Origin of the sequence: Ruegeria sp. HKCCD7559, from assembly GCF_013110575.1 — a bacterium.
In the GTDB taxonomy this organism is placed as follows: domain Bacteria; phylum Pseudomonadota; class Alphaproteobacteria; order Rhodobacterales; family Rhodobacteraceae; genus Ruegeria.
Genome location: NZ_WVQU01000001.1, coordinates 355,817 through 376,153 on the forward strand (window position 1 = coordinate 355,817; position 20,337 = coordinate 376,153).

22 protein-coding genes are annotated in these 20,337 nt (G+C 59.3%); 12 read left to right on the top strand and 10 right to left on the bottom strand.

What is annotated here, in order from left to right; genetic code table 11:
• Positions 1 to 154 precede the first annotated feature (154 nt).
• The 6 genes from scpA to GS605_RS01790 all read left to right on the top strand — a co-directional run bounded on the left by scpA (position 155) and on the right by GS605_RS01790 (position 5,618).
• Positions 155 to 2,281: a methylmalonyl-CoA mutase gene (scpA, locus tag GS605_RS01765; RefSeq protein ID WP_171630890.1), complete on the top strand. Its 2,127-nt coding sequence runs from the start codon at positions 155 to 157 to the stop codon at positions 2,279 to 2,281.
• Between the two features lie 105 nt (positions 2,282 to 2,386).
• Positions 2,387 to 2,989, top strand: a complete 603-nt coding sequence (locus tag GS605_RS01770; RefSeq protein ID WP_171722882.1) for a VOC family protein — start codon at positions 2,387 to 2,389, stop codon at positions 2,987 to 2,989.
• Positions 2,986 to 3,474, top strand: coding sequence for a GNAT family N-acetyltransferase (locus GS605_RS01775; RefSeq protein ID WP_171722883.1), 489 nt, complete (start codon positions 2,986 to 2,988; stop codon positions 3,472 to 3,474). Before GS605_RS01770 ends, GS605_RS01775 begins: the two co-directional genes overlap by 4 nt.
• A gap of 45 nt (positions 3,475 to 3,519) precedes the next feature.
• Complete coding sequence (locus GS605_RS01780; RefSeq protein WP_171114829.1) at positions 3,520 to 4,200, top strand: molecular chaperone DjiA; 681 nt, start codon at positions 3,520 to 3,522, stop codon at positions 4,198 to 4,200.
• Positions 4,201 to 4,204: 4 nt separating this feature from the next.
• Positions 4,205 to 5,206, top strand: coding sequence for an endonuclease/exonuclease/phosphatase family protein (locus GS605_RS01785; protein ID WP_171722884.1), 1,002 nt, complete (start codon positions 4,205 to 4,207; stop codon positions 5,204 to 5,206).
• Between the two features lie 49 nt (positions 5,207 to 5,255).
• On the top strand, positions 5,256 to 5,618 hold the full coding sequence (locus GS605_RS01790) for a hypothetical protein (protein WP_371807719.1): 363 nt from the start codon (positions 5,256 to 5,258) through the stop codon (positions 5,616 to 5,618).
• A gap of 12 nt (positions 5,619 to 5,630) precedes the next feature.
• Here the strand turns inward: GS605_RS01790 and GS605_RS01795 are convergent, their stop codons facing one another.
• From GS605_RS01795 to GS605_RS01815, 5 genes are all read right to left on the bottom strand, one after another.
• Positions 5,631 to 7,175: a Ppx/GppA family phosphatase gene (locus tag GS605_RS01795; RefSeq protein ID WP_171630901.1), complete on the bottom strand. Its 1,545-nt coding sequence runs from the start codon at positions 7,173 to 7,175 to the stop codon at positions 5,631 to 5,633.
• Positions 7,176 to 7,224: 49 nt separating this feature from the next.
• Positions 7,225 to 7,914, bottom strand: a complete 690-nt coding sequence (locus tag GS605_RS01800; RefSeq protein ID WP_171722886.1) for a DnaA ATPase domain-containing protein — start codon at positions 7,912 to 7,914, stop codon at positions 7,225 to 7,227.
• Complete coding sequence (locus GS605_RS01805) at positions 7,915 to 8,988, bottom strand: AI-2E family transporter (protein ID WP_171722887.1); 1,074 nt, start codon at positions 8,986 to 8,988, stop codon at positions 7,915 to 7,917.
• 89 nt (positions 8,989 to 9,077) lie between these two features.
• Positions 9,078 to 10,052, bottom strand: a complete 975-nt coding sequence (locus GS605_RS01810; protein WP_171722888.1) for an isopenicillin N synthase family oxygenase — start codon at positions 10,050 to 10,052, stop codon at positions 9,078 to 9,080.
• On the bottom strand, positions 10,052 to 11,416 hold the full coding sequence (locus GS605_RS01815; RefSeq protein WP_371807720.1) for an FAD-dependent oxidoreductase: 1,365 nt from the start codon (positions 11,414 to 11,416) through the stop codon (positions 10,052 to 10,054). The genes GS605_RS01810 and GS605_RS01815 overlap by 1 nt, the downstream gene beginning before the upstream one ends.
• Positions 11,417 to 11,606: 190 nt before the next feature.
• On the opposite strand from GS605_RS01815, the gene GS605_RS01820 reads away from it, so the two are divergent.
• Together GS605_RS01820 and proS are read left to right on the top strand one after the other, a co-directional pair.
• Positions 11,607 to 12,425, top strand: a complete 819-nt coding sequence (locus GS605_RS01820; protein ID WP_171722889.1) for a methyltransferase domain-containing protein — start codon at positions 11,607 to 11,609, stop codon at positions 12,423 to 12,425.
• A gap of 71 nt (positions 12,426 to 12,496) precedes the next feature.
• On the top strand, positions 12,497 to 13,837 hold the full coding sequence (proS, locus tag GS605_RS01825; RefSeq protein ID WP_152458706.1) for a proline--tRNA ligase: 1,341 nt from the start codon (positions 12,497 to 12,499) through the stop codon (positions 13,835 to 13,837).
• 116 nt (positions 13,838 to 13,953) lie between these two features.
• Here the strand turns inward: proS and GS605_RS01830 are convergent, their stop codons facing one another.
• Together GS605_RS01830 and GS605_RS01835 are read right to left on the bottom strand one after the other, a co-directional pair.
• Positions 13,954 to 14,313, bottom strand: a complete 360-nt coding sequence (locus GS605_RS01830) for a hypothetical protein (protein ID WP_152458705.1) — start codon at positions 14,311 to 14,313, stop codon at positions 13,954 to 13,956.
• 17 nt (positions 14,314 to 14,330) lie between these two features.
• Positions 14,331 to 14,651 (bottom strand): hypothetical protein, encoded by a 321-nt coding sequence (locus tag GS605_RS01835; protein WP_171722890.1) that lies wholly within the window; start codon positions 14,649 to 14,651, stop codon positions 14,331 to 14,333.
• A gap of 18 nt (positions 14,652 to 14,669) precedes the next feature.
• On the opposite strand from GS605_RS01835, the gene GS605_RS01840 reads away from it, so the two are divergent.
• Positions 14,670 to 15,965 carry a lipoprotein-releasing ABC transporter permease subunit gene (locus GS605_RS01840; protein ID WP_171722891.1) on the top strand — a complete coding sequence of 432 codons (1,296 nt, stop codon included), beginning with the start codon at positions 14,670 to 14,672 and terminating at the stop codon, positions 15,963 to 15,965.
• A complete protein-coding gene (locus tag GS605_RS01845) occupies positions 15,958 to 16,644 on the top strand; it encodes an ABC transporter ATP-binding protein (RefSeq protein ID WP_171722892.1) in 687 nt (228 codons plus the stop codon). The genes GS605_RS01840 and GS605_RS01845 overlap by 8 nt, the downstream gene beginning before the upstream one ends.
• Here the strand turns inward: GS605_RS01845 and GS605_RS01850 are convergent.
• On the bottom strand, positions 16,628 to 17,065 hold the full coding sequence (locus GS605_RS01850; protein ID WP_171630917.1) for a DMT family transporter: 438 nt from the start codon (positions 17,063 to 17,065) through the stop codon (positions 16,628 to 16,630). The two genes, GS605_RS01845 and GS605_RS01850, sit on opposite strands and share 17 nt — an antisense overlap.
• A 97-nt stretch (positions 17,066 to 17,162) precedes the next feature.
• Here GS605_RS01850 and GS605_RS01855 point away from each other — a divergent pair, with 97 nt between their 5' ends.
• Entirely contained in the window at positions 17,163 to 17,570 is a 408-nt protein-coding gene (locus GS605_RS01855) for a cytochrome c (protein ID WP_171722893.1), read from the top strand.
• Here GS605_RS01855 and GS605_RS01860 read toward each other — a convergent pair.
• Both GS605_RS01860 and GS605_RS01865 read right to left on the bottom strand, forming a co-directional pair.
• Positions 17,558 to 18,259 carry a hypothetical protein gene (locus tag GS605_RS01860; protein ID WP_171722894.1) on the bottom strand — a complete coding sequence of 234 codons (702 nt, stop codon included), beginning with the start codon at positions 18,257 to 18,259 and terminating at the stop codon, positions 17,558 to 17,560. The two genes, GS605_RS01855 and GS605_RS01860, sit on opposite strands and share 13 nt — an antisense overlap.
• 42 nt (positions 18,260 to 18,301) lie before the next feature.
• A complete protein-coding gene (locus GS605_RS01865) occupies positions 18,302 to 18,964 on the bottom strand; it encodes a DNA-3-methyladenine glycosylase I (protein WP_171722895.1) in 663 nt (220 codons plus the stop codon).
• A 418-nt stretch (positions 18,965 to 19,382) separates the two neighbouring features.
• Between GS605_RS01865 and GS605_RS01870 the strand changes: the two genes are divergently transcribed.
• On the top strand, positions 19,383 to 20,333 hold the full coding sequence (locus GS605_RS01870; RefSeq protein ID WP_171630927.1) for an ABC transporter substrate-binding protein: 951 nt from the start codon (positions 19,383 to 19,385) through the stop codon (positions 20,331 to 20,333).
• Positions 20,334 to 20,337: the final 4 nt, after the last annotated feature.

Genomic DNA, 20,337 nt, shown 5'->3' on the forward strand with positions numbered 1-20,337 from the left:
CTTCGAATATAGCCTCTGTGACACCGATTGCGACCGACGATTTGTACCAAACACTCAAAATGTCGCGCTTGCGGCTGAATGAAACGGCCAAGCGCAAGACCTCAATGCGGAAGCTTTCGACTGCCGCCATCCGAATTGACAAGAGGAAACCGAAATGACCGACACCAAGGATTGGAAAGCGCTGGCCGAGAAAGAGCTGCGCGGGCGTCCGCTGGACGATCTGACCAAAGAGACGCTGGAAGGCATTGCGGTCAAACCGCTCTATACGCAGGAAGACACCGCTGGTTTGCCGCATATGGGTTCGCTGCCGGGCTTTGGTCCGTTTACACGCGGTGTGAAAGCCACGATGTATGCCGGCCGTCCGTGGACGATCCGTCAATATGCGGGCTTTTCGACCGCCGAAGAATCCAACGCCTTCTATCGCCGCAATCTGGCGGCGGGCCAGCAGGGTGTTTCGGTTGCCTTCGATCTGGCCACCCACCGCGGCTATGACAGCGACCACCCGCGTGTCGTCGGTGACGTGGGCAAGGCCGGTGTGGCCATCGACAGTGTCGAGGACATGAAAATCCTGTTCGACGGCATTCCGTTGGATCAGGTCTCGGTCTCGATGACCATGAACGGCGCGGTGATCCCGATTCTGGCGAACTTCATCGTGGCAGGAGAGGAACAGGGGCACGACAAATCGGTTCTGTCCGGCACCATTCAGAACGACATTCTGAAGGAATTCATGGTGCGCAACACCTATATCTATCCGCCCGAGCCCTCGATGCGGATCATCTCGGACATCATCGAGTATACCTCGAACGAGATGCCCAAGTTCAACTCGATCTCGATCTCGGGCTATCACATGCAAGAGGCCGGCGCGAATCTGGTGCAGGAGCTGGCCTATACCCTGGCCGACGGGCGCGAATATGTCCGTGCAGCAACACAGGCCGGGATGGACGTGGACAAGTTCGCAGGCCGGCTGTCGTTCTTCTTTGCCATCGGCATGAACTTTTTCATGGAGATCGCCAAACTGCGCGCCGCGCGCACGCTGTGGCACCGGGTCATGACCGAGTTCGGCGCGAAATCTGAACGGTCAAAAATGCTGCGCACCCACTGCCAGACGTCAGGTGTTTCGTTGCAGGAACAGGATCCTTACAACAACGTGATCCGCACCGCCTATGAGGCGATGAGCGCGGTTCTGGGCGGGACTCAATCGTTGCACACCAACGCATTGGACGAGGCGATTGCGCTGCCCACCGACTTTTCGGCGCGTATCGCCCGGAACACGCAGCTGGTGTTGCAGGAAGAGACCGGCGTGACCGATGTGGTCGACCCGCTGGCGGGGTCTTATTACGTCGAAAGCCTGACCAATGAGCTGATCGAGAAAGCCTGGGCCCTGATGGAAGAGGTCGAGGAAATGGGCGGCATGACCAAGGCCGTGGCCAGTGGTATGCCCAAGCTGCGCATCGAGGAAAGCGCCGCGCGCCGCCAGGCGATGATCGACCGTGGCGAAGAGGTGATCGTCGGGGTCAACAAATATCGCAAGGAACAGGAAGATCCGATCGACATTCTGGACGTCGACAACGTGGCGGTTCGCGAAGCGCAGGTCGCGCGTTTGGAACGTATCCGTGCGACCCGTGACGAAGCCGCTTGCCAACAGGCGCTGGACGCTTTGACCAAGGCTGCCCAAGAGGGCGGAAACCTGCTGGCCGCCGCCGTCGAGGCCGCCCGTGCCCGCGCATCCGTAGGAGAGATCAGCATGGCAATGGAAAAGGAATTCGGCCGCCACCGCGCCGAAGTGAAAACCCTGGCCGGCGTTTATGGCGCGGCCTATGAGGGCGACGAAGGCTTTGCCGCGATCCAGAAATCCATCGAGGAGTTTGCCGAGGCCGAAGGCCGCCGCCCGCGTCTGCTGGTGGTCAAGATGGGGCAGGACGGCCATGACCGTGGGGCCAAGGTGATTGCAACTGCCTTTGCCGATATCGGGTTTGACGTGGACGTTGGCCCCTTGTTCCAGACCCCGGCCGAGGCCGCGCAGGACGCGGTGGACAATGACGTGCATGTGGTCGGCATTTCCTCGCAGGCGGCAGGGCACAAGACACTGGCTCCGCAACTGGTGGAAGAGCTGAAAAAGGCCGGGGCCGAGGACATCATCGTGATCTGCGGAGGGGTGATCCCACAACAGGATTACCAGTTCCTTTATGATCATGGGGTCAAGGCCATCTTTGGCCCGGGCACCAACATTCCCGAGGCCGCTCAGGACATCCTGCGCCTGATCAGCGAAGCGCGCGGCTGAAGAAGGTCGGGTTTTTCGTCAGATCATCTTGTGATCGTGCCTCTTTGGCGAAAACATACGGCCAGATCCGCAAGGGTCTGGCCATTAACTTGCAGGAGGTGGCACATGTTACTGGATCATCTGGCCGTCGCGGGCGAAACGCTTGAAGAAGCGTCTGCGCATATCGAACAGGCGCTTGGCGTTGCGCTGCAACCCGGTGGGAAACACGAAAAATTCGGGACACATAACAGGCTGCTGGGTCTTAGGGATGGGCTCTATCTGGAAGCGATTTCCATCGATCCGCAGGCGCACCCTCCGGGCAGGCCGCGATGGTTCGATCTGGACAGTTTTCAGGGCGGCCCGCGTTTGACGAACTGGATATGCCGGGTCGAGGATATCGAGGCCACACTGTCGATCTTCCCCGATGGCACCGGAGAGCCGATCGACCTGACCCGGGGCGCGCTGCGGTGGCGCATGGCGGTTCCATCAACCGGGCGCTTGCCGTTCGACAACCAGTTTCCCGCCCTTATCGAATGGCAGGGCGATCTTCACCCGGCCGACATGCTGCAAAACAGCGGCTGTCGGCTGCGGCGTTTGGTTGTGTACCACCCGGATGCGTTGACGCTGGCCAGACATCTTGGTGTATTGGATCAGGTGGTGTTCGACACCGGCCCGGCCGCGCTCAGGGCGGAGTTCGAGACGCCTCATGGGGTCCGGGTGCTGGAATGATCATTCGCCCGGCCATGGCGGCGGATGCGCCCGAAATCGCCAGGATTACCAATGCGATCATTCGTGAGTCCTTGATCACCTTCACGACCGATGAGCGCAGCACAACGCAAATCACCGAGGATATTACGAAGCGGGGCACTGGATTCCTAGTCGCCGAACATGATGAGCAAGTTGTTGGTTTTGCCACCTATGCCCCGTTTCGCGCGGGCCCCGGATACGCGCAAACGCGCGAACATTCGATCCAGTTGTCACCGGACGCGCGCGGAAAAGGCGTTGGGCGTGCTTTGATGCAGGCGCTTGAGGCGGCCGCAAGAACCGACGGGGTGCATGTGCTGGTCGCAGGCATTTCCTCGGCCAATCCGGGCGCCGTGGCGTTTCACGCGGCGCTGGGCTTTTCACAGGTTGGTCGCATGCCCGAAGTTGGGTTCAAATGGGGTCAATGGCTGGATCTTGTGCTGATGCAGAAAATTCTTTCACCTGAATGATCTGTCGCACCTGACAGTCCCGAATTGTGACGCTAGTGTACGCCCATGTCGATCTGGACCCGCATATCCGATGCGCTCAGCGCGCTGGCCCAAGGCGAAAGCCTAGCCGCAGTTTTTGAAAAGCTGCGAACACCTCCGGAACGATCGGTGGCGTTCACGATTGCGGTGATTGCCCTGGGCGCAAAAATGGCCAAGGCAGACGGCCAGGTGACACGAGATGAAGTCACTGCCTTCCGCGATGTGTTCCAGATCGCGCGCGAAGACGAAGAAGATGCTGCGCGGGTCTTCAACATGGCGCGCACGGATGTGGCGGGGTATCAGGACTATGCCCGCAAGATCGCCCGGATGTTCGCCGAAGACAGCACCACGCTTTGCGATCTGATGGAGGGGCTGTTTCACATCGCCATGGCCGATGGGTTCTACCACCCCAATGAGAACGCGTTCTTGGAGGAAGTGAGCAAGATATTCGGGCAGTCCGACGCTCAATTCAAAGCATTGCGGGCACGGTTCGTGCCGGATGCGCCAAAGGATCCTTACACGGTTCTGGGTGTGCCGCAGGACATGCCTTTGCCCGATATCCGCAAAGTCTGGCGAAGGCTGGTCCGCGAAACGCACCCGGACGCCATGATGGCGCGCGGTGTCCCGGAAGAGGCGATCAGACTAGCCGAGAAAAAGATGATCGACATCAACCGCGCCTGGGATGAGATCAACGGCGCGCGGGCCTGACAGGATGCGGCTGGCGACCTACAATATCGAATGGTTTGCCAATCTTTTTGATCAAAACGACCATCTGATTGTCGATGACACCTGGTCCGGTCGGCATAATGTCACCAAGGCGCAACAGGTCGAGGCGATCGCAAAAGTGCTGACCGCGATTGACGCGGATGCGGTATTGATTGTCGAGGCTCCGAACACCGGCAAACGCCAGAATACGGTGCGGGCCCTGCAAACCTTTGCCGAGGCGTTCGATCTGCGCATCTCTGACGCTGTGATGGGGTTTGCCAACGACACCCATCAAGAGCTGGCGCTGCTCTACGACAGGACCATTCTTACCGTGCGTCATGATCCCAAGGGTGACATCGACGACCCCTTGGCCCCCCGGTTCGATGGTGCGTTCAGAATCGATCTGGATATTGATGCGACCGAGGATGTGGTGCGGTTTTCCAAACCACCGATGGAACTGGCGGTGACGACGCAATCGGGCCACGACGTCCGGCTGATCGGAGCTCATTTGAAATCCAAGGCTCCGCATGGGGCCGGGTCGCGGGACGAGGCGATCCGGATCTCGATTGCCAACCGCCGCAAGCAACTGGCGCAGGCGGTCTGGCTTGCCAGGCGGGTCGAGATGCACGTTGCCAGCCAGGAACCCGCCATTCTGCTGGGAGACCTGAACGACGGTCCCGGGCTGGATGAGTTCGAGCATCTGTTCGGCCGCTCTTCGGTCGAGATTTTGCTGGAGGCAGGGTTGTTCGACCCGCACGCGGTGACGGCTCATGGTTTTCGGCCGGGATCGATACCCTCCACGGCGCGCTTTGCCCGCCCGGAAGAAGGCAGGTTTCTCGAGGCTCTTCTGGATTACATAATGATTACACAGGATCTGCGTGCATACCGCCCGGCCTGGCGCATTTGGCATCCGTTTCGCGACGCGGCCTGTTGGTCCGCACCGGACCTGCGACAGGCGCTGCTGACGGCGTCGGATCACTTCCCAGTCACACTGGACATCGACCTGTGACCTTTCACGCCTGCGGCTGGGGCGCTATATACTAGGTATGAAACACGTTTTGCTGATCAGCATAATCACTGCCGGCATCGCCGCGCCCGCCCTTTCGCAGGAAGACAACAGCAAATCCCTGATGGAGCAGGGGGCCGAGCTGTTTTTCGAAGGTCTGCGCAAGGAGATGGAACCGGCGCTGGATGATCTGCTGGGCCTTGCGGATGAGTTTGGCCCGGCAATGCAGTCGTTCTTGCGGGAAATGGGCCCCGCACTGGCCGAGCTGGGGGCCGAGATCAAAGATTGGAGCGCTTATGAAGCGCCCAAGATCTTGCCCAATGGCGATATCATCATCCGAAGGAAACAGGCCGAGGATCCGCCAGAGCCTGAAAATGAAAGTGAAGAATTGCCCGAAGGGGCAACTGATATCTGATCGGATCGATGGTCAGCCCTTGATGATCACGCGCGTATCGGATTTCAGGGCGTTCGCCAGTGAATTCAGGCGCGCTTCGGCAACTTCGCTGAACAGGGGGGCTGCTGCTTCGGGCAGGTATAGCTCCAACTCCCGCTTTTTAGGATAGAATTTCAGGCGCCCCATATTGGCGTCCTTGTGCATCCACAGCATCGCGCCAAAGCGCATGGCCTTGCCCAGAATTTCGGCCTGTTTCTGGCTTTTCTCATCCAGCAATTCGTAAAGCCGAGAGAACCGGTTGCCTTCCCGTTTGTTGCGATAGCGGTGTTGCAGTGCCAATCCGATGAAAACACGCTCGGAGTGCTTCAGGCCCCCCAGATTGGCGCGCGTGACGTTGTCGAAACACACCTCGGCCCGATAATCGGGATGTGCGCGCCAGCTTACATCGTGCAGCAGGCAGGCCGCCTTGATCAGGCGCACCCTGCTGGGCGGTGCGGATCTGAACAGCGGGATGACAAAATCATAGAGATTGCTGCCAAATCCTGGCAGGCGCGCGTCCTTGGCTTCCGAGAACCGGCTGGCTTCGATCAGCGGGTCGCGGTCGCGCACTTCCTGCGGCATCTGCTCATACAGCAACCCCTCGCGGATACCATAGCTCGAGATGGCGATATCTTTGGGTTTGAACGTGCGGATCAGCCGCGCCAGAACATCCATCGCATAAGGGATAAGCGCCATGCGCGAACTGGACACGCCGGCCTGAGTACGCAGCTTTTCATGATCGTGTTTCTCGATGTATTTGATCGTCTCGCGCACCTGCTTGGTGGTCATGCGGTATTCATGCAGAACGTTCAGCGGATAGCCTCGCCGCAGCATGTCCAGCCGCGCAAAGGCACGCCAGCTGCCGCCGACCAAAAACAAACGATCCCGCTGCTGGCCCATCTGATTGCGCAGATCCTCCATCGTTTCCTTGATATGCGCTTTTCGCGCGCGCCGCCCGCCTTTGATGTCACGCAGTTTCAGCGGCCCAAGCGGCGAGGTCACGCGGCGGCCGACCTGACCACCGCCGATTTCGGCCAATTCCATCGACGATCCGCCAATATCGCAGATCAGCCCATAAGCTCCGGGCCATCCCAACAGGACACCCTGTGCCGACAGGCGGGCTTCTTCGTCACCGTCAATGATGGCCACTTGCAAACCTGTTTCAGCCTGCACCTGATCGCAGAACTCGGGCCCATCCGAGGCTTCGCGCACAGCAGCGGTGGCGACAACATGCAAACCGGGCAAATCCAGATCCATTGCCAGGTGCTGGAAGCGCCGCAATGCCGCCAGGGCACGTTTGCGGCCTCGCGGGTTCAGCCGTCCGGTTTCGGATAGGCCCGCCCCCAGTTCGCACATGACCTTTTCATTGTAGAAATAAGCCGGTGATCGGGCCGCCCCGTCGAAAATGACCATCCGGACCGAGTTCGACCCGACATCGACAACCCCGACGCGCGACAGCGCCCGTGCGTCCGGTTTGTCAAACAGAGGCTTTCCGATTGTTCCCCAATCCGGGATATCGGTTTCGACGGTCTGATCCATGTGCCTTCCAGATTGTTCTGTTTGAGGATGCGAAATTGACGTCAGCGGGTCAATCATTGGTCTCGATCTCGTCCGGGCTCATGTTCAGAACCCGCACGGCCAGGGAACGGGTGATGTCGCGCTTTTCCATAAGGGCCAATTGATCCAGCTGCGCCACTACGTCGGCCGCAGTTTCAAATCGACGATCCATGTGTTTGACCAGATAGGCGATTACCTCGGGGCCGGGGTTCAGCTGCCGATCTACGAACAGTTTGGCCAGAACCGCACCCAGCAACGCGTCGTCGGGCGGATCCAGCGCCACGTGATGGGCGCCTTCGACCCGGCTTTGCAGGTCGGCCAGTGGCAATTCCCAGAACTTCGGGGCCAGCCGACCCGTCATCAGCAGGGCGTTCCCCTCGGCCAGAACCAGATTGTGCAGGTGAAACAGCGTTTTCTGCTGGTCGGCATCGTCGGCGATCATGGGCACGTCTTCGACGGCAATCGGCCTGCGTGCCAGATCCGGCACGTCGTCATACCGCAAATCGGCGGCCTGAATGATGCGCCCGCCGGTTTCCGCGGCCCAGACATGTGCCAGATGGGTTTTACCCGCGCCAGCCGGACCGGTCAGAACAAGCTTGTTTCCCGGCCAGGATGTGGCCGAGATCATCGCCACGGCCAAGGCATTGGCAGGCGACACAAAAAAGTCCTCTCGCCCGAGCGCAGTTTTGGCGGGCAGATCAAAGCTGAGTTGTCGGGCCATTTACTCGGTTTCCTGATCCTGACGTTCAAGACCGGTATAAAGTCGGCTGTCCAGGTACAGCGATGTGGCAAATCGGGCCAGCACGCCCAATGCTGCGGCCACGGGCACGGCGATCAGCATGCCGACAAAGCCAAACAAGGCCCCAAAGACCGACAGCGCCAGCAGCAGCCAGACCGGGTGCAGCCCGACAGAGCTGCCTACCAGTTTGGGTGTCAGGAAATTCCCCTCGGTGACCTGTCCGATGGCAAAGATCCCCGCGATCAGTCCGACATGTGCCCAATCTCCCCAAAACTGAAACAGCGCCAGCCCGATGGCCAATGAGCCTCCGATCAGGGCGCCCAGATAGGGGATGAACGTGACCAGCCCCGCGATGAACCCCACGATCAGGCCGAATTGCAGACCGGCAAGCATCAGCGCGACGGCATAGTAGGTACCTAGGATCAGGCAGACCGTTCCCATCCCGCGCACGAAAGAGGCCAGCACGGCGTCAATCTCACCGGCCAGCCGCCTGATGGTGGGGGCATGATCACGCGGCAGGAGCTCTCCGATGCGAGCGACCATGCGATCCCAGTCCAGCAGCAGGTAAACGGCCACAACGGGCACGATCACCAGAAGGACAACAATGTTTATCGCAGACCCAAGTGAGGCAAGAACCGTTTGCAGAACATCACCGGTCTTGGATTTCAGCATGTCGCCGAAGGACACCAGCATCTGATGAGTGTTTGATTCCCGATCCAGCAGCGACGGGAATTGTTTTTCAATGAACCCGCGCAATTGCTTGAACAGGTCTGGCAGAACGTCGATCAGATCCAGCAACTGGGTAATCAGGGCGGGCACGACCATCAGGATCGCCAATATAAACCCCAAAATCCCGATGACGGTGATGACGGCTGTGGCTGCGATGCGCGACAGGCCCAACCGCTCCAGCCGATCCGCAACGGGATCAAGGAAATACGCAATTGCTCCGCCTATGACGAAGGGCAGCAGGACATCCCCCAAAGCCCAGAGGATCAAAACAAAAACCGCCGCGGCGACGCCCCAGTATCTCAGCTGATCCTTTACCGGCAAAGCCATCGTGATCCCCTTGTTCAGGCACTTGCAGGCGTTCTTGGCGCATCAAAGCCCATGATGCAAGCGCTTCATGGGCAGGGGCTTTGCCCGCTTCAATCGTGCAACGTCCCCAGTTCAGGGGTGTCTTCTTCTGCGGCTTCATCGGGCCAGTTGGTGCGCCAGATTTCTGCCGACCAGTGGCCGCAATGAACCGCCGGACGGTCGAAACCGGGCAGGGCGGGCAACAATGGTTCAACAATGACGTCATGGCGGGGTACGGCGAAATAAGGGAAAGAATACCGTTCCTTGCCCGACCGGTTGACCACCCGATGTGGCGTGGATTTCAATCGCCCGCCTGACCAAAGTTCCAGCATGTCGCCGATATTCACCACGAAACCACCGAGTGGGCAGTCTGGTGAAATCCACTTGCCGCTGCGGGTCTGCACCTCGAGCCCGCCCACCGGATCGGGCGCGATGATGGTCAGTGCGTCCGTATCCTTGTGCGGATGGATGCCATAGCCCGCTTCTTCCGCGGCCTGCGGGGGATAGTGCAGCAATGTCATATTGGTCATCGGATTGCGGAACGCGTCGCGCAAAATGCCAGAGGTCAAGTTCAGGCCGGATTCCAACGCGCCCAACAACACATCAGTGACCTGATCCAATTGACGCCAATAATCCAGGATGACCTCTTTGGCGCTGGGAACTTCGGCGGGCCACAGGTTTGGGCCGTACAGGGCACATTCAGAGCGCACAGGGTCGGTGGCGGCAACCTCGTGGTGCAGCTTGTAACCCTCGTATTTGTCGGCCTTGCCGGATCCGTCATTCGGTGTGAATAAACCCATCGGGATATAACCGCGATAATTCTTGCGCGTGATGGCCTGATCCCATTTGCGGGATTCATTGATGGCAAAGATCTCTCTTGTGGTTTGACGGACGTGATTCACTGTCTGCTGGGACACACCTGTCCCGGTGATGGACAGAAACCCGATTCCTGTGCAGGCCTCAATTATGCCTTGTACCGTTGCGGCAAAGGCTGCGCTGCCGGGATCGGACAGCGGGGAGATGTCTATGGTCGGAATTCTGTCCATCAGTGAATCCTGACCCCCTGACGTTGCAGTTCCGCGTGAACAGGTGCCAGATTCAGCTGGTCCAGCTCCTGATTGCTTTTCAATGATACCGCTGCGGCGATTCCCGCGCCCTGGCCCATGACGGCGCAGCAGGCCATGTTGCGCGTGGCGGCATGGGCCACCCGGTCCGCGCCATGCGACCGCCCGGCGACCAGCAGGCCCTTGACGCCCCTGGGCAGCATCGAGCGGTAGGGGACCTGCATGTACCGCCCCGTGGTCGGCAGGATCAGAATGCCATAGCCGTCGATGAATTCGGGATAGATGCCGATCGTGTCCTCGAACCGGCCCTGATGGCGGGCGTCGTTTTCGGTCATGTTGTAGACCGCATCGATCTTGCGGGTGTCGCGGATACCGATGGTCATCCCGAAATTCCGAAGCCGCGCGTTTTCGCATCCCGGCATGAACCGGCGCAGCGCCTCGATGGCCAGCATGGTCTGACGGCGGCCTTCGATCTCGCCACGTGTCAGGCTGTCGGGGTCGGTCCCATCAATCTCGGCCAGATGGATGAGGTTCATGTAGGTCAGCTCGCCCGTGTCATGCATCGCGCCCCAGGTGCCGGCAATGGTATTCAGATGCGGCGGGATCAGCCCCTGATCGATGGCCTGCTGGAAGGGCTTGTGCACGAAGGGCGAGAACATGTCGTCCTCTTTGCCGCTGGTTTCGATGTTCCACTCACCACCGCCGCCCCAGTCCTTGTAGGTCTGCGGGTCGGCCTTGACGCCCTCGATAAAGGCGCGCTTGTCCACCCCGGCCAGATGGAACATGACAGACGCCGCCATCATGTCCTCCCGAGCGGTTTTGTGCGTCGGGGCCCCCGCCCGATGGGCCACATCGGCGTCACCGGTGGCATCGATTACCACCTTGGCCAGTATCGCCTCGCGCCCGGCCTTGGATTCGGTGATGATGCCAGTGATCCGGTCCCCTTCCATGATGGGGGCGACGAATTGCCGGTGCAGCATCGGGTGAACACCCGCCTCTTCGACCAACTTGTCCGCCACCAGCTTGAACCCTTCGCTGTCCAGTTCATAACTGAGCGACTGGCTTTCGGGCACCGCCGCGCCCATTTCTTTGGCGCGGGTTTCGAACTCCATCCCGATGCCGCCGGCCTCGACGGTTTGCTCGTGCCGGTACCAGGCGAATCCTTCGACGCCGACGGCAGTGATGTTGCCGCCCATACAGCCGAACCGGTCAACCAGCGACACGTCTGCGCCTGCACGGGCCGCTGCCAGCGCTGCTGCCAACCCGGCCGGGCCAGAGCCCACGACCAGAATATCGGTCTGGTGGATGACAGGTATCTGCCGGGCGGGTTCCTGAATTGTCTGCAACAGTGCCTCCTGGGGTTGGTGTTCCCGTCACAATTGAAATTCCCAATTGGCGGGTCAATCAAAAACCCGACTGACCTCGGGTCGCAAACGCGCCATTGCCGGGCGTCGCATTCACAGCCCGCCAGCGCAGAGAGCCGACGTACCGGGCCGAAACGTGCTATACTGACGCCCTGCCTTGGGGGACGAAGCAGTGCCCGACATCTATCAGAGCCTGGATCAACAGGGGGAAGACACGGTTCGCGTCGTTGCGGACCGTCTGGAATTTCGCGGCGAAATGCCGGATTTCATAAAAATGCGCGAACGCTATTTCGACCGGCTCGACTGGGCCTCGTGCCGCCGCATCGTCGATCTGGGCTGTGGCACGGGCGTCGTGACGCGGGCGCTGGCCGACCGGGTCGGCCCGGAGTGCGAGATTGTCGGGTCGGATCTGGCGGCGGAACTGATCAAGGTCGCAATGGAAAAGACGGACGCTGCGGGGTTGGCGGGGCGCATACGGTACGAGGTTGCGGATTCCCGGAACACCGGTGACGGCGAAGGTAGCTTTGATATCGTCATCGCGCATACGGTGATCAGCCATGTGGTGGACCCGGCGGCGATGCTGGAGGAAGCCGCGCGACTGACGCGGCCCGGCGGCACGATCGCCATTTTCGATGGCGACTATGCGTCGTTGACGATCGGCGCTGGCGACCCTGACGCCAACGCGATGGCGGTGAACGCGATCTTGCAGACGGTGGTCGGCAATCCGTTCGTTCTGCGGCATCTTCCGTTCCTGGCCCGGCAGACGGGGCTGGAAGTTTCCGGTTTCATCCCGGAATTGCTGGCCGAGGCTGGCCAGACCTCGTTTTTCGGAAACATGATCGACGCCTATGTCGGCCCCTGCATTCAGGCAGGCGCAATCGACGCCGAGACCGCCTTGAAATGGGCCGAAGGTCAGAAAACAGCCGCGTGGGAAGGCACGTTCTTTGGTTCGTGCAACTATTACACTTATTTGCTGCGCAAGCCTGAATGATGCGGCGCCTTGCCTAGCCTTTGTGGATCGCGTAGAGCATTCGGGCTTTCGCTAGACAAATAGGATCGTTCATGCGCCTCAGCCGTTACTTTCTGCCCGTTCTCAAGGAAAACCCGTCCGAGGCCCAGATCGTTAGCCACCGGCTGATGCTGCGTGCCGGGATGATCAAGCAGGCTTCTGCGGGGATTTATTCCTGGCTGCCGCTGGGCTTCAAAGTGCTGCGCAAGCTGGAAAACATCGTCCACGAGGAACAGGCCCGGGCTGGTCACATCGCGATCCAGATGCCCATCATCCAATCGGCGGATCTGTGGCGCGAATCCGGCCGCTATGACGATTACGGGCAGGAAATGCTGCGCATGAAGGACCGGCATGACCGGGACATGCTTTTCACGCCCACGGCCGAAGAACTGGTGACCGATATTTTCCGCGGTCACGTGAACAGCTACAAAGACCTTCCGCTGACCCTCTATCAGATCCAGTGGAAGTTCCGCGACGAAATCCGCCCGCGTTTCGGTGTGATGCGAGGGCGCGAGTTCTATATGAAGGACGGCTACAACTTCGACCTCACCAAGGAAGATGCGCTGCACGCCTATAACCGCCATCTTGTCAGCTATCTGCGCACCTACGAGCGTATGGGCCTTCAGGCGATCCCGATGCGCGCGGATTCGGGGCCCATCGGCGGCGATGACACCCATGAGTTCCTGGTGTTGGCTGACACTGGTGAATCCGAGGTCTTCTATGACAGCGCCGTCACCGATCTGACCTTTGGTGATCGTGAGATTGACTATGACAGCCGCGAACAGTGTCAGGCGATCCTGGAAGAGTTCACCTCGAAATACGCGCGCACGGATGAAACGCATGACGAGGCGCTGTTCAATCAGATCCCCGAAGAACGCCGCCGCGTGGCGCGTGGTATCGAAGTTGGGCAGATCTTCTATTTCGGCACGAAGTATTCCGAGCCGCTGGGCGCCACCGTGCAGGGCCCGGATGGAAAACCGGTTCCGGTGCATATGGGCAGCCACGGGATCGGCGTCAGCCGTCTGGTCGGCGCAATCATCGAGGCCAGCCATGACGACAAAGGCATTATCTGGCCCGAGGGCGTGACCCCGTTCCATTGCGGCATCGTGAACCTGAAGCAGGGCGATGAAGAAGCGGATGCGGCCTGTGACAAAATCTACAATGCTCTGACTGCCTTGGGGCTGGAGCCGCTTTATGATGACCGCAATGAACGGGCAGGGGGCAAGTTTGCGACCATGGATCTGATTGGTCTGCCCTGGCGGATCACGGTCGGGCCGCGTGGCCTGAAGAATGGTGTCGTTGAACTGACTTGCCGCCGGACCGGTGAAAGCGAGGAACTGAGCCCCGAGGCGGCCGTTACCAAAGTTGCTGAAATCTACCAGCAGATTGCCTGAGCACCGTCACCGGTGACGGGTCTTGCTGTCACGCAACACAGATCCATTTCGCGAAGGTGGCCATGCGATTGGCTTGGCCACCAAATGTGAACTGACCAATTTGATTGGTTCAGACGTCAGTCTTGGTCTGCCGTCGGGCGCGTTGCAAGGATGTCGCCGTTGGCGCCATCGCCGCGTGCGACCACGATCGGACGGCCCAGCCGGTTGACCAGGTCGCGAAACTCAAGACCCAGAAATCGCAACCCGCAAACCCGCGCGTCCGTAGTGCGATCCGTGATACACAGACGTCCTTGCCGGAAAACCAGACGGTACCCTTTGTCTTTCAGGATATCAGTCAAGTTGCCCCAGCTTGCCGCGCTGGCAAAGATCGGCCGAATGGCCGCACGCAGCAGCGCCGCTGTTTCACAATCCAGTTCTTTTGATGCTTGGCGAGACGGAATAACCCCCGCACCGTTGGTTGAAATTTGAAAATTCATTGAGCGACCCCCGCTCCTTAAATGTGTTCCCCCACATACAGGGTGACAAAGTTTCTGAAAATAATCAAAAAGAGTAATAAAATTTCGCGCCCATTGTTGCCTTTTCGATTCAGGAGCTCACAAAGCGCGACGATTAACTTCATATATGAAACAATACCAGTTTGTCTGTGATGCGCTTCACAACTCATGGTGTAGCGCCAGAATTCCAAGTCATCCGTTTGGCCCAGCCACAGTGCTGGGCAACCGGATTGATTCGGCTCGTTCAGGCTGAGGAACGGGTTCGGAATGACAACCGGCTTGACCATCGGGTGAAATGTCGAAACTGTCCCCGCGAACATGAACACCCCGGAGCAGGCATGGCCAAGACACCCCCGCCCTTTGCCCCTTTTGAATGGAAAATCGCATGGCGTTATCTGCGGGCCCGCAGGGCCGAGGGCGGCGTCAGTGTGATGACCTGGATTTCTCTGATCGGGATCACATTGGCAGTGTTTGCCCTGATCGCGACATTGGCGGTCCGGTCCGGCTTCCGTTCGGAATTTGTTGGCACCATTCTGGGCGCCAACGCGCATGTGACGGTCTATTCGTCAGGCGAGATTGATGCGCAGGGGCGGGTGGATCGCACAATCGCCGACTTTGAGGAACGCGCGGCCCGGGTCGCGCAAGTGCCCGGTGTTCAACGCGCGGCTCCCTTGGTAAAGGGGCAGGTACTGATCACCAACCGCGACCGCAGCAGCGGGGTCGAGGTGTTTGGAATCCGACCCGACGATCTGCGTGATCTGCCCGGAATTGCCCAGGCAGAGCAGGCTGTGGGGGACTTGTCTGAATTCCAGGCGGGTGAGGATGTGATCGCAATTGGTTCAGGCGTGGCGCGCAGCATCGGGGCAACGGTCGGGGATGTCGTCAAGTTGACGTCGCCCAACGGCGTCAAAACCGCCTTTGGTACGTCGCCCCGCGTGAATGCCTATCGCGTTGTCTATGTGTTCTCGGCCGGGCGCTATGACATCGACCGCACCCGCGTCTACATGCCGTTTTCGCAGGCGCAGGGCTTTTTCAATCGCGAAGGTGTGGCCGATGAAATCGAAGTGATGGTGGACAACCCCGAAGACCTGGGCCCGATCCTGATTTCGATTCTCGAAGCATCGGGCGAGCGCAGCCAGATCTGGACCTGGCAGGATGCATCCGGTGGGTTCCTGCGGGCATTGGAAGTTGAAGACAACGTGATGTTCATCATCCTTTCAATCCTCGTTCTGATCGCCGCGATGAATATCGTTTCGGGCCTTATCATGCTGGTCAAAAATAAGGGGCGCGACATCGGCATCCTGCGTACCATTGGCCTGAGCGAAGGGTCGGTTCTGCGTGTTTTTTTCATCTGCGGCGCTTTTACCGGCCTGATCGGAACGGCAATGGGGGTCATCCTGGGATGCCTTTTTGCGATCTATATCGATCCGATCTTTTCCTTCGTGAATTACGTGATGGGCGGCGGCGTCTGGGATCCGTCGATCCGGGGCATCTATGCCTTGCCCGCCGAGCTGCATCTGAGCGACGTGCTCAAGGCGATCGGCCTGTCGCTTGGCCTGTCCTTTGTCGTCACCTATTTCCCTGCCCGTCGAGCGGCGCGGCTGAACCCGGTCGAGGCGTTGCGCTATGAATGATGTCACATTGCGTCTGAAAGGTCTGACCAAGACCTATCTGAAAGGCAAACCGGGCGAGGTGCGGGTTCTGCGCGGAGTTGATCTGGATCTGCGCGCGGGTGAGGCCGTAGCGATGGTTGCGCCCTCTGGGGCAGGTAAATCAACGCTTCTGCATATTGCTGGTCTGCTGGACATGCCCGACGAAGGAACCGTTGAAATCGGCGGGCAGAACGTATCGGGCAAGGGCGACCGGACCAGAACCGCACTGCGTCGGCAGGATATCGGGTTCGTGTATCAATTCCACCACTTGCTGCCGGAATTCACGGCCTTAGAAAACATCACCCTGCCGCAACTGGCCAATGGTGTACCGGACAAGGCCGCACAGGCCCGAGCGCTGGATCTGCTGGACCGTGTCGGCGTGGCCGCACGCGCCAGCCATCGCCCCGCCGCACTCTCTGGTGGGGAACAGCAGCGGGTGGCGTTTTGCCGGGCCTTGGCGAATGCGCCGCGTGTTTTGTTGGCGGATGAACCGACGGGTAATCTGGACCCCGAAACCTCGGATCAGGTCTTTGAAACACTGATGAAGCTGGTGCGGGACGAAGGGTTGTCGGCGTTGATAGCAACGCACAATCTTGACCTGGCAGCGCGCATGGACCGGATGGTCCGGCTTGAGGGCGGGGTGCTCAGGCCAGTTGAGTGATCGCAACGCCAATGGCCATGACGGCGATCCCGCCCATCCGCATAAGCGTAAGCGGTTCGACCTGTGCGCCGAACAGGCCGAAATGGTCGATGGCCGCAGCGCTGATCAATTGCCCGAGCAGCACAAAGAACACTGCATTGCCCACCCCGAAATGTGGTGCGACATGGGTGATCGACAGGACATAGAAAGCAATCAGGACACCTGCAAGCAACAGGTGTTTCGGCGCATTGGCAACCTTGGACAGGGCCGCAAATCCGGGAAACAGCGCCATGACCAAGGCGGAGGCGGCGAAGGCAATGGCAAACAGCACAACAGCTGCCGCAGTTGGCGACCCGATGACTTTTCCCAGCGCCGCGTTGAGCGCGGCCAGGATCGGAATTCCAAATCCGGCGGCCAGCATGATGGCGGCGTATTGTGTCATTGCCCGAAACCTCTGTACCTTTTTCGTTGATCTGGATCATTGCGCCAAGACGGTCATCGGGCAACCCTGCAAATGCCAATCCAGGCAGGAGGATACGATGTTCAAGGCAACAATCAGTGTAATGGTTCTTGGGGTTTCGGCTGCTGCCTCGCAGGCCGCCTGGGCTCAGGACGCGAAGACCGGAGAGGAACTCTATATGCACCATTGCGCGACCTGCCACGGAATCGATGCGATGGGTCAGGGTCCGATGGCAGCCGTGCTGGTGGTTCAACCAAGTGATCTGACCGCTTTGTCCAACGAAGAGGGCGTGTTCCCGACTGCCCGCGTTGTCGCCCGCATTGATGGTCGGGATCCGCTGGTCAGCCATGGTAGCCCTATGCCGGTTTATGGTCCTTATTTTGACGGGCAGGACACATCCATGAAAACGCCGCAGGGTCAGCCAATTCTGACGAGCCAGCCCATCGTGGATCTGGTGGCCTATCTGGAAACACTTCAGAAGATATAGGTTCCGCTGCAAATCCCGTCGATCTCGGCCTCGCTCCAGGGAAGCAAGATCGCGCGCTCACGCCCTTTTTGCGGAAGCGGGGACAGATCAAAATGCGCACTCAGCATCCTGTGCAGCCGTTTGGTTCGGGTGGCCTGAGGGTCCAGCGCACGGCAGCAAACGTATTCCTCAACGATGGCGCCCTGCTGTTCAAACCCGTAGGACAGGAAGTCCGGCGAGGTTTCGAGGTCAAAAAGATACGGGTCGCTGCGCCCACCATGTTCCGCCGCTGCTCGCAACGGGTGGTAACCGGTGGTCCGGCGATTCTGCCACTGCCAGACATGCGTCAGTTCATGGGCCAGCAGCATCGCGGCCACCAGGTTCATCTGATCCGGAAAATCGGACATGTAGTCTTCCAGATACCAGTCGCGCGCAAAATAGACCTTGTTGAACAGGGCCACGGCGGCTGGCCTGCCGGTCACCGGCCCGGGTTCTACCGGAGGAAGGATGCGCTCGCGGCAGGCCAGACGTGGCCGCTCTTCGCGGAAATACGTCACATTGGTAACCGGCGCGCCTTGGACCAATCGCACGCTGTCCAGATTCAGGGTCTCGCCCTGAATGGCATCCGCAAAGTCGCGCTCTTGCTTTGTCAACGGACGGCCGCAAGAGGACAGCAATAAAAGAGCACACAGGAATACGCGCAGAACCATGAGGTGAATCCTAGTCCTCTGCTTGCGATCCGCAAACGGTTTTCACAGGCTCATGGCCAGAACCCGGCTGATTTCCGTCAAAGACCGCCCGGATTGATCCATCCAGGAATTGAAGGCCCGTTGTACCGCCGCCATGGCTTTTTTCGACGTAGCGGGCTTGTCGATCACGCCCTCGGCGATCAGACGGGCGGTGACGTCTCGCGACAGGATGAAACTGTCGCGGCCCGCAAAACGCATCGCATATTGCGCCGAAGCCCCGCCAAGACGAGACCCGCGTTTGGACAGCATGGCAAGAAGGTTGACATAGTCATCAGAGGGCCAGCCCCCCAGAACCTGGCCCGCGCCGCCTTCGTTGCGCAGTTCCAAAAGGAACGCCGCGTTGTCCCGCACTGCTGCGATCTTGGTTCCATTGCGGACAATGCGTGTGTCTTGCAGCAGGGAATCGAACTTTTCATCATCCATGAACGCACACCGGCCCACATCGAAGCCGTCAAAGGCGGCCTCGAATCCATCCCATTTGTTTTCGATGACCTTCCAGTTGAAACCGGCCTGAAAGACGCATTTCGTGATGATCGATAGCCACCGGTCGTCGGGCATCGCCGCCAGTTCTTCGTGGCTTTTGGGCTTGTTCAGCTGTGCTTCAAAGGCTTCGATCCCACCGTGGCGAGAGGCGGCAATATCAAAGATCTCGTCAAATGAACGCATGAACCCAACCTCAAAGCTGTCTTAGGAAGAGTGTTTTGTTTTGCCTTCCTTTTGCAATGGGAATTTTCGGTGTTCGAAAGCCACTTGACCGGAAATGAAACTCGGCCCGAACAAGAAAAACACTGAACTGTCAAAGAAATGCTCGACAAACGGGTTTAAAACGGTTTGTGATTGACTCGTCAGTCAACATTCCGTGCCCCGGGGCGGGGGATAATGGCGGGTTGGGCTGGGGTCCTTGCGGCGCCTGCGGGAAAAAATCAACGCTTCAGCGGCAAGAAAGCCGCGCTGTTACAAACTGATCACTTTCCTTTTCCGACCAAATTTGTGCATGTTGCGGCATGGTATTGTCATCAGACAAAGACACCGGCGGGAAACCCCTGCCGGGGTGGGCAAAACAAATAAGACAGGGAGAAAATCCATGAAAAAACTGAGTGTAAGCCTTATGGCCCTGACCGTTGCCGGTGCGGCGCATGCGGCGGATATGGGGGCCGTGGACGAGCCGATCAAACTGGCGATCAACGAATGGACCGGTCAGCACGTAACCACGCATGTGGCGGGTGAGATGCTCAAGGCCGCCGGTTATAACGTGGAATATGTGACCGCAGGCATGATGAACCAGTTCCAGGCGCTGGCCGATGGAGACATCGACGCGACGCTTGAAATCTGGTCGTCCAATGTTTCGGATGAATATGCAAAGAAGATCGAGGAAGGCACGGTTGTCGAAATCGGCGATCTTGGCCTGGATGCCAAGGAAGGTATCGCATACCCGGCGCATGTCGCTGATCTGTGCCCCGGCTTGCCTGCGTGGGAAGCGCTGAAAGACTGCGCGCAGGTGTTCGCCACGGCGGAAACTCTGCCCGGTGGCCGTCTGGTCGACTATCCGGCCGACTGGGGCACGCCTGGTGCGGATCGCATGACTGGCCTTGAGCTGCCGTTCAAGGCTGTCCCCGCCGGTTCCGAAGGTGCCCTGATCGCTGAACTTCGCGCATCGACCGAGCGTAAATCGCCGCTGCTGATCACATTCTGGCAGCCGCACTGGGCGATGTCTGCCTATGACGTGCAGTTCGTTGAATTGCCCGCAGGTGAAGAGGCATGTTTTAACGATCCGGCGTGGGGTCCGAACCCGAACGCGGTAAACGATTGCGACTTTTCGCCATCGCGCATCTTCAAAGCCGGCTGGAGCGGCCTGGAAGAAAAGTGGCCGGCCGCCTATGAGATCCTGTCCAACTATCAACTGGCGGTCGAAGACCAGCAGCCGATGATGGGCGCGATCGATGTCGACGGCGGTCAGGTCGAAGAAGTTGTCGCCGCATGGATGGCCGAGAACGAAGACAAATGGCGTCCTGTTGTCGACGCGGCGACCAAGTGAGCCA

Bases quoted from the DNA above. Each gene is read 5' to 3' on its own strand.
- proS (WP_152458706.1), top strand. From the start codon at position 12,497: ATGCGCCTCAGCCGTTACTTTCTGCCCGTTCTCAAGGAAAACCCGTCC.
- GS605_RS01830 (WP_152458705.1), bottom strand. From the start codon at position 14,313: ATGAATTTTCAAATTTCAACCAACGGTGCGGGGGTTATTCCGTCTCGC.
- GS605_RS01810 (WP_171722888.1), bottom strand. From the start codon at position 10,052: ATGGACAGAATTCCGACCATAGACATCTCCCCGCTGTCCGATCCCGGC.
- GS605_RS01840 (WP_171722891.1), top strand. From the start codon at position 14,670: ATGGCCAAGACACCCCCGCCCTTTGCCCCTTTTGAATGGAAAATCGCA.
- GS605_RS01780 (WP_171114829.1), top strand. From the start codon at position 3,520: ATGTCGATCTGGACCCGCATATCCGATGCGCTCAGCGCGCTGGCCCAA.
- GS605_RS01805 (WP_171722887.1), bottom strand. From the start codon at position 8,988: ATGGCTTTGCCGGTAAAGGATCAGCTGAGATACTGGGGCGTCGCCGCG.
- GS605_RS01785 (WP_171722884.1), top strand. From the start codon at position 4,205: ATGCGGCTGGCGACCTACAATATCGAATGGTTTGCCAATCTTTTTGAT.
- scpA (WP_171630890.1), top strand. From the start codon at position 155: ATGACCGACACCAAGGATTGGAAAGCGCTGGCCGAGAAAGAGCTGCGC.
- GS605_RS01865 (WP_171722895.1), bottom strand. From the start codon at position 18,964: ATGCGTTCATTTGACGAGATCTTTGATATTGCCGCCTCTCGCCACGGT.
- GS605_RS01835 (WP_171722890.1), bottom strand. From the start codon at position 14,651: ATGTTCGCGGGGACAGTTTCGACATTTCACCCGATGGTCAAGCCGGTT.
- GS605_RS01795 (WP_171630901.1), bottom strand. From the start codon at position 7,175: ATGGATCAGACCGTCGAAACCGATATCCCGGATTGGGGAACAATCGGA.
- GS605_RS01775 (WP_171722883.1), top strand. From the start codon at position 2,986: ATGATCATTCGCCCGGCCATGGCGGCGGATGCGCCCGAAATCGCCAGG.
- GS605_RS01870 (WP_171630927.1), top strand. From the start codon at position 19,383: ATGAAAAAACTGAGTGTAAGCCTTATGGCCCTGACCGTTGCCGGTGCG.
- GS605_RS01850 (WP_171630917.1), bottom strand. From the start codon at position 17,065: ATGACACAATACGCCGCCATCATGCTGGCCGCCGGATTTGGAATTCCG.
- GS605_RS01800 (WP_171722886.1), bottom strand. From the start codon at position 7,914: ATGGCCCGACAACTCAGCTTTGATCTGCCCGCCAAAACTGCGCTCGGG.
- GS605_RS01845 (WP_171722892.1), top strand. From the start codon at position 15,958: ATGAATGATGTCACATTGCGTCTGAAAGGTCTGACCAAGACCTATCTG.
- GS605_RS01770 (WP_171722882.1), top strand. From the start codon at position 2,387: ATGTTACTGGATCATCTGGCCGTCGCGGGCGAAACGCTTGAAGAAGCG.
- GS605_RS01855 (WP_171722893.1), top strand. From the start codon at position 17,163: ATGTTCAAGGCAACAATCAGTGTAATGGTTCTTGGGGTTTCGGCTGCT.
- GS605_RS01860 (WP_171722894.1), bottom strand. From the start codon at position 18,259: ATGGTTCTGCGCGTATTCCTGTGTGCTCTTTTATTGCTGTCCTCTTGC.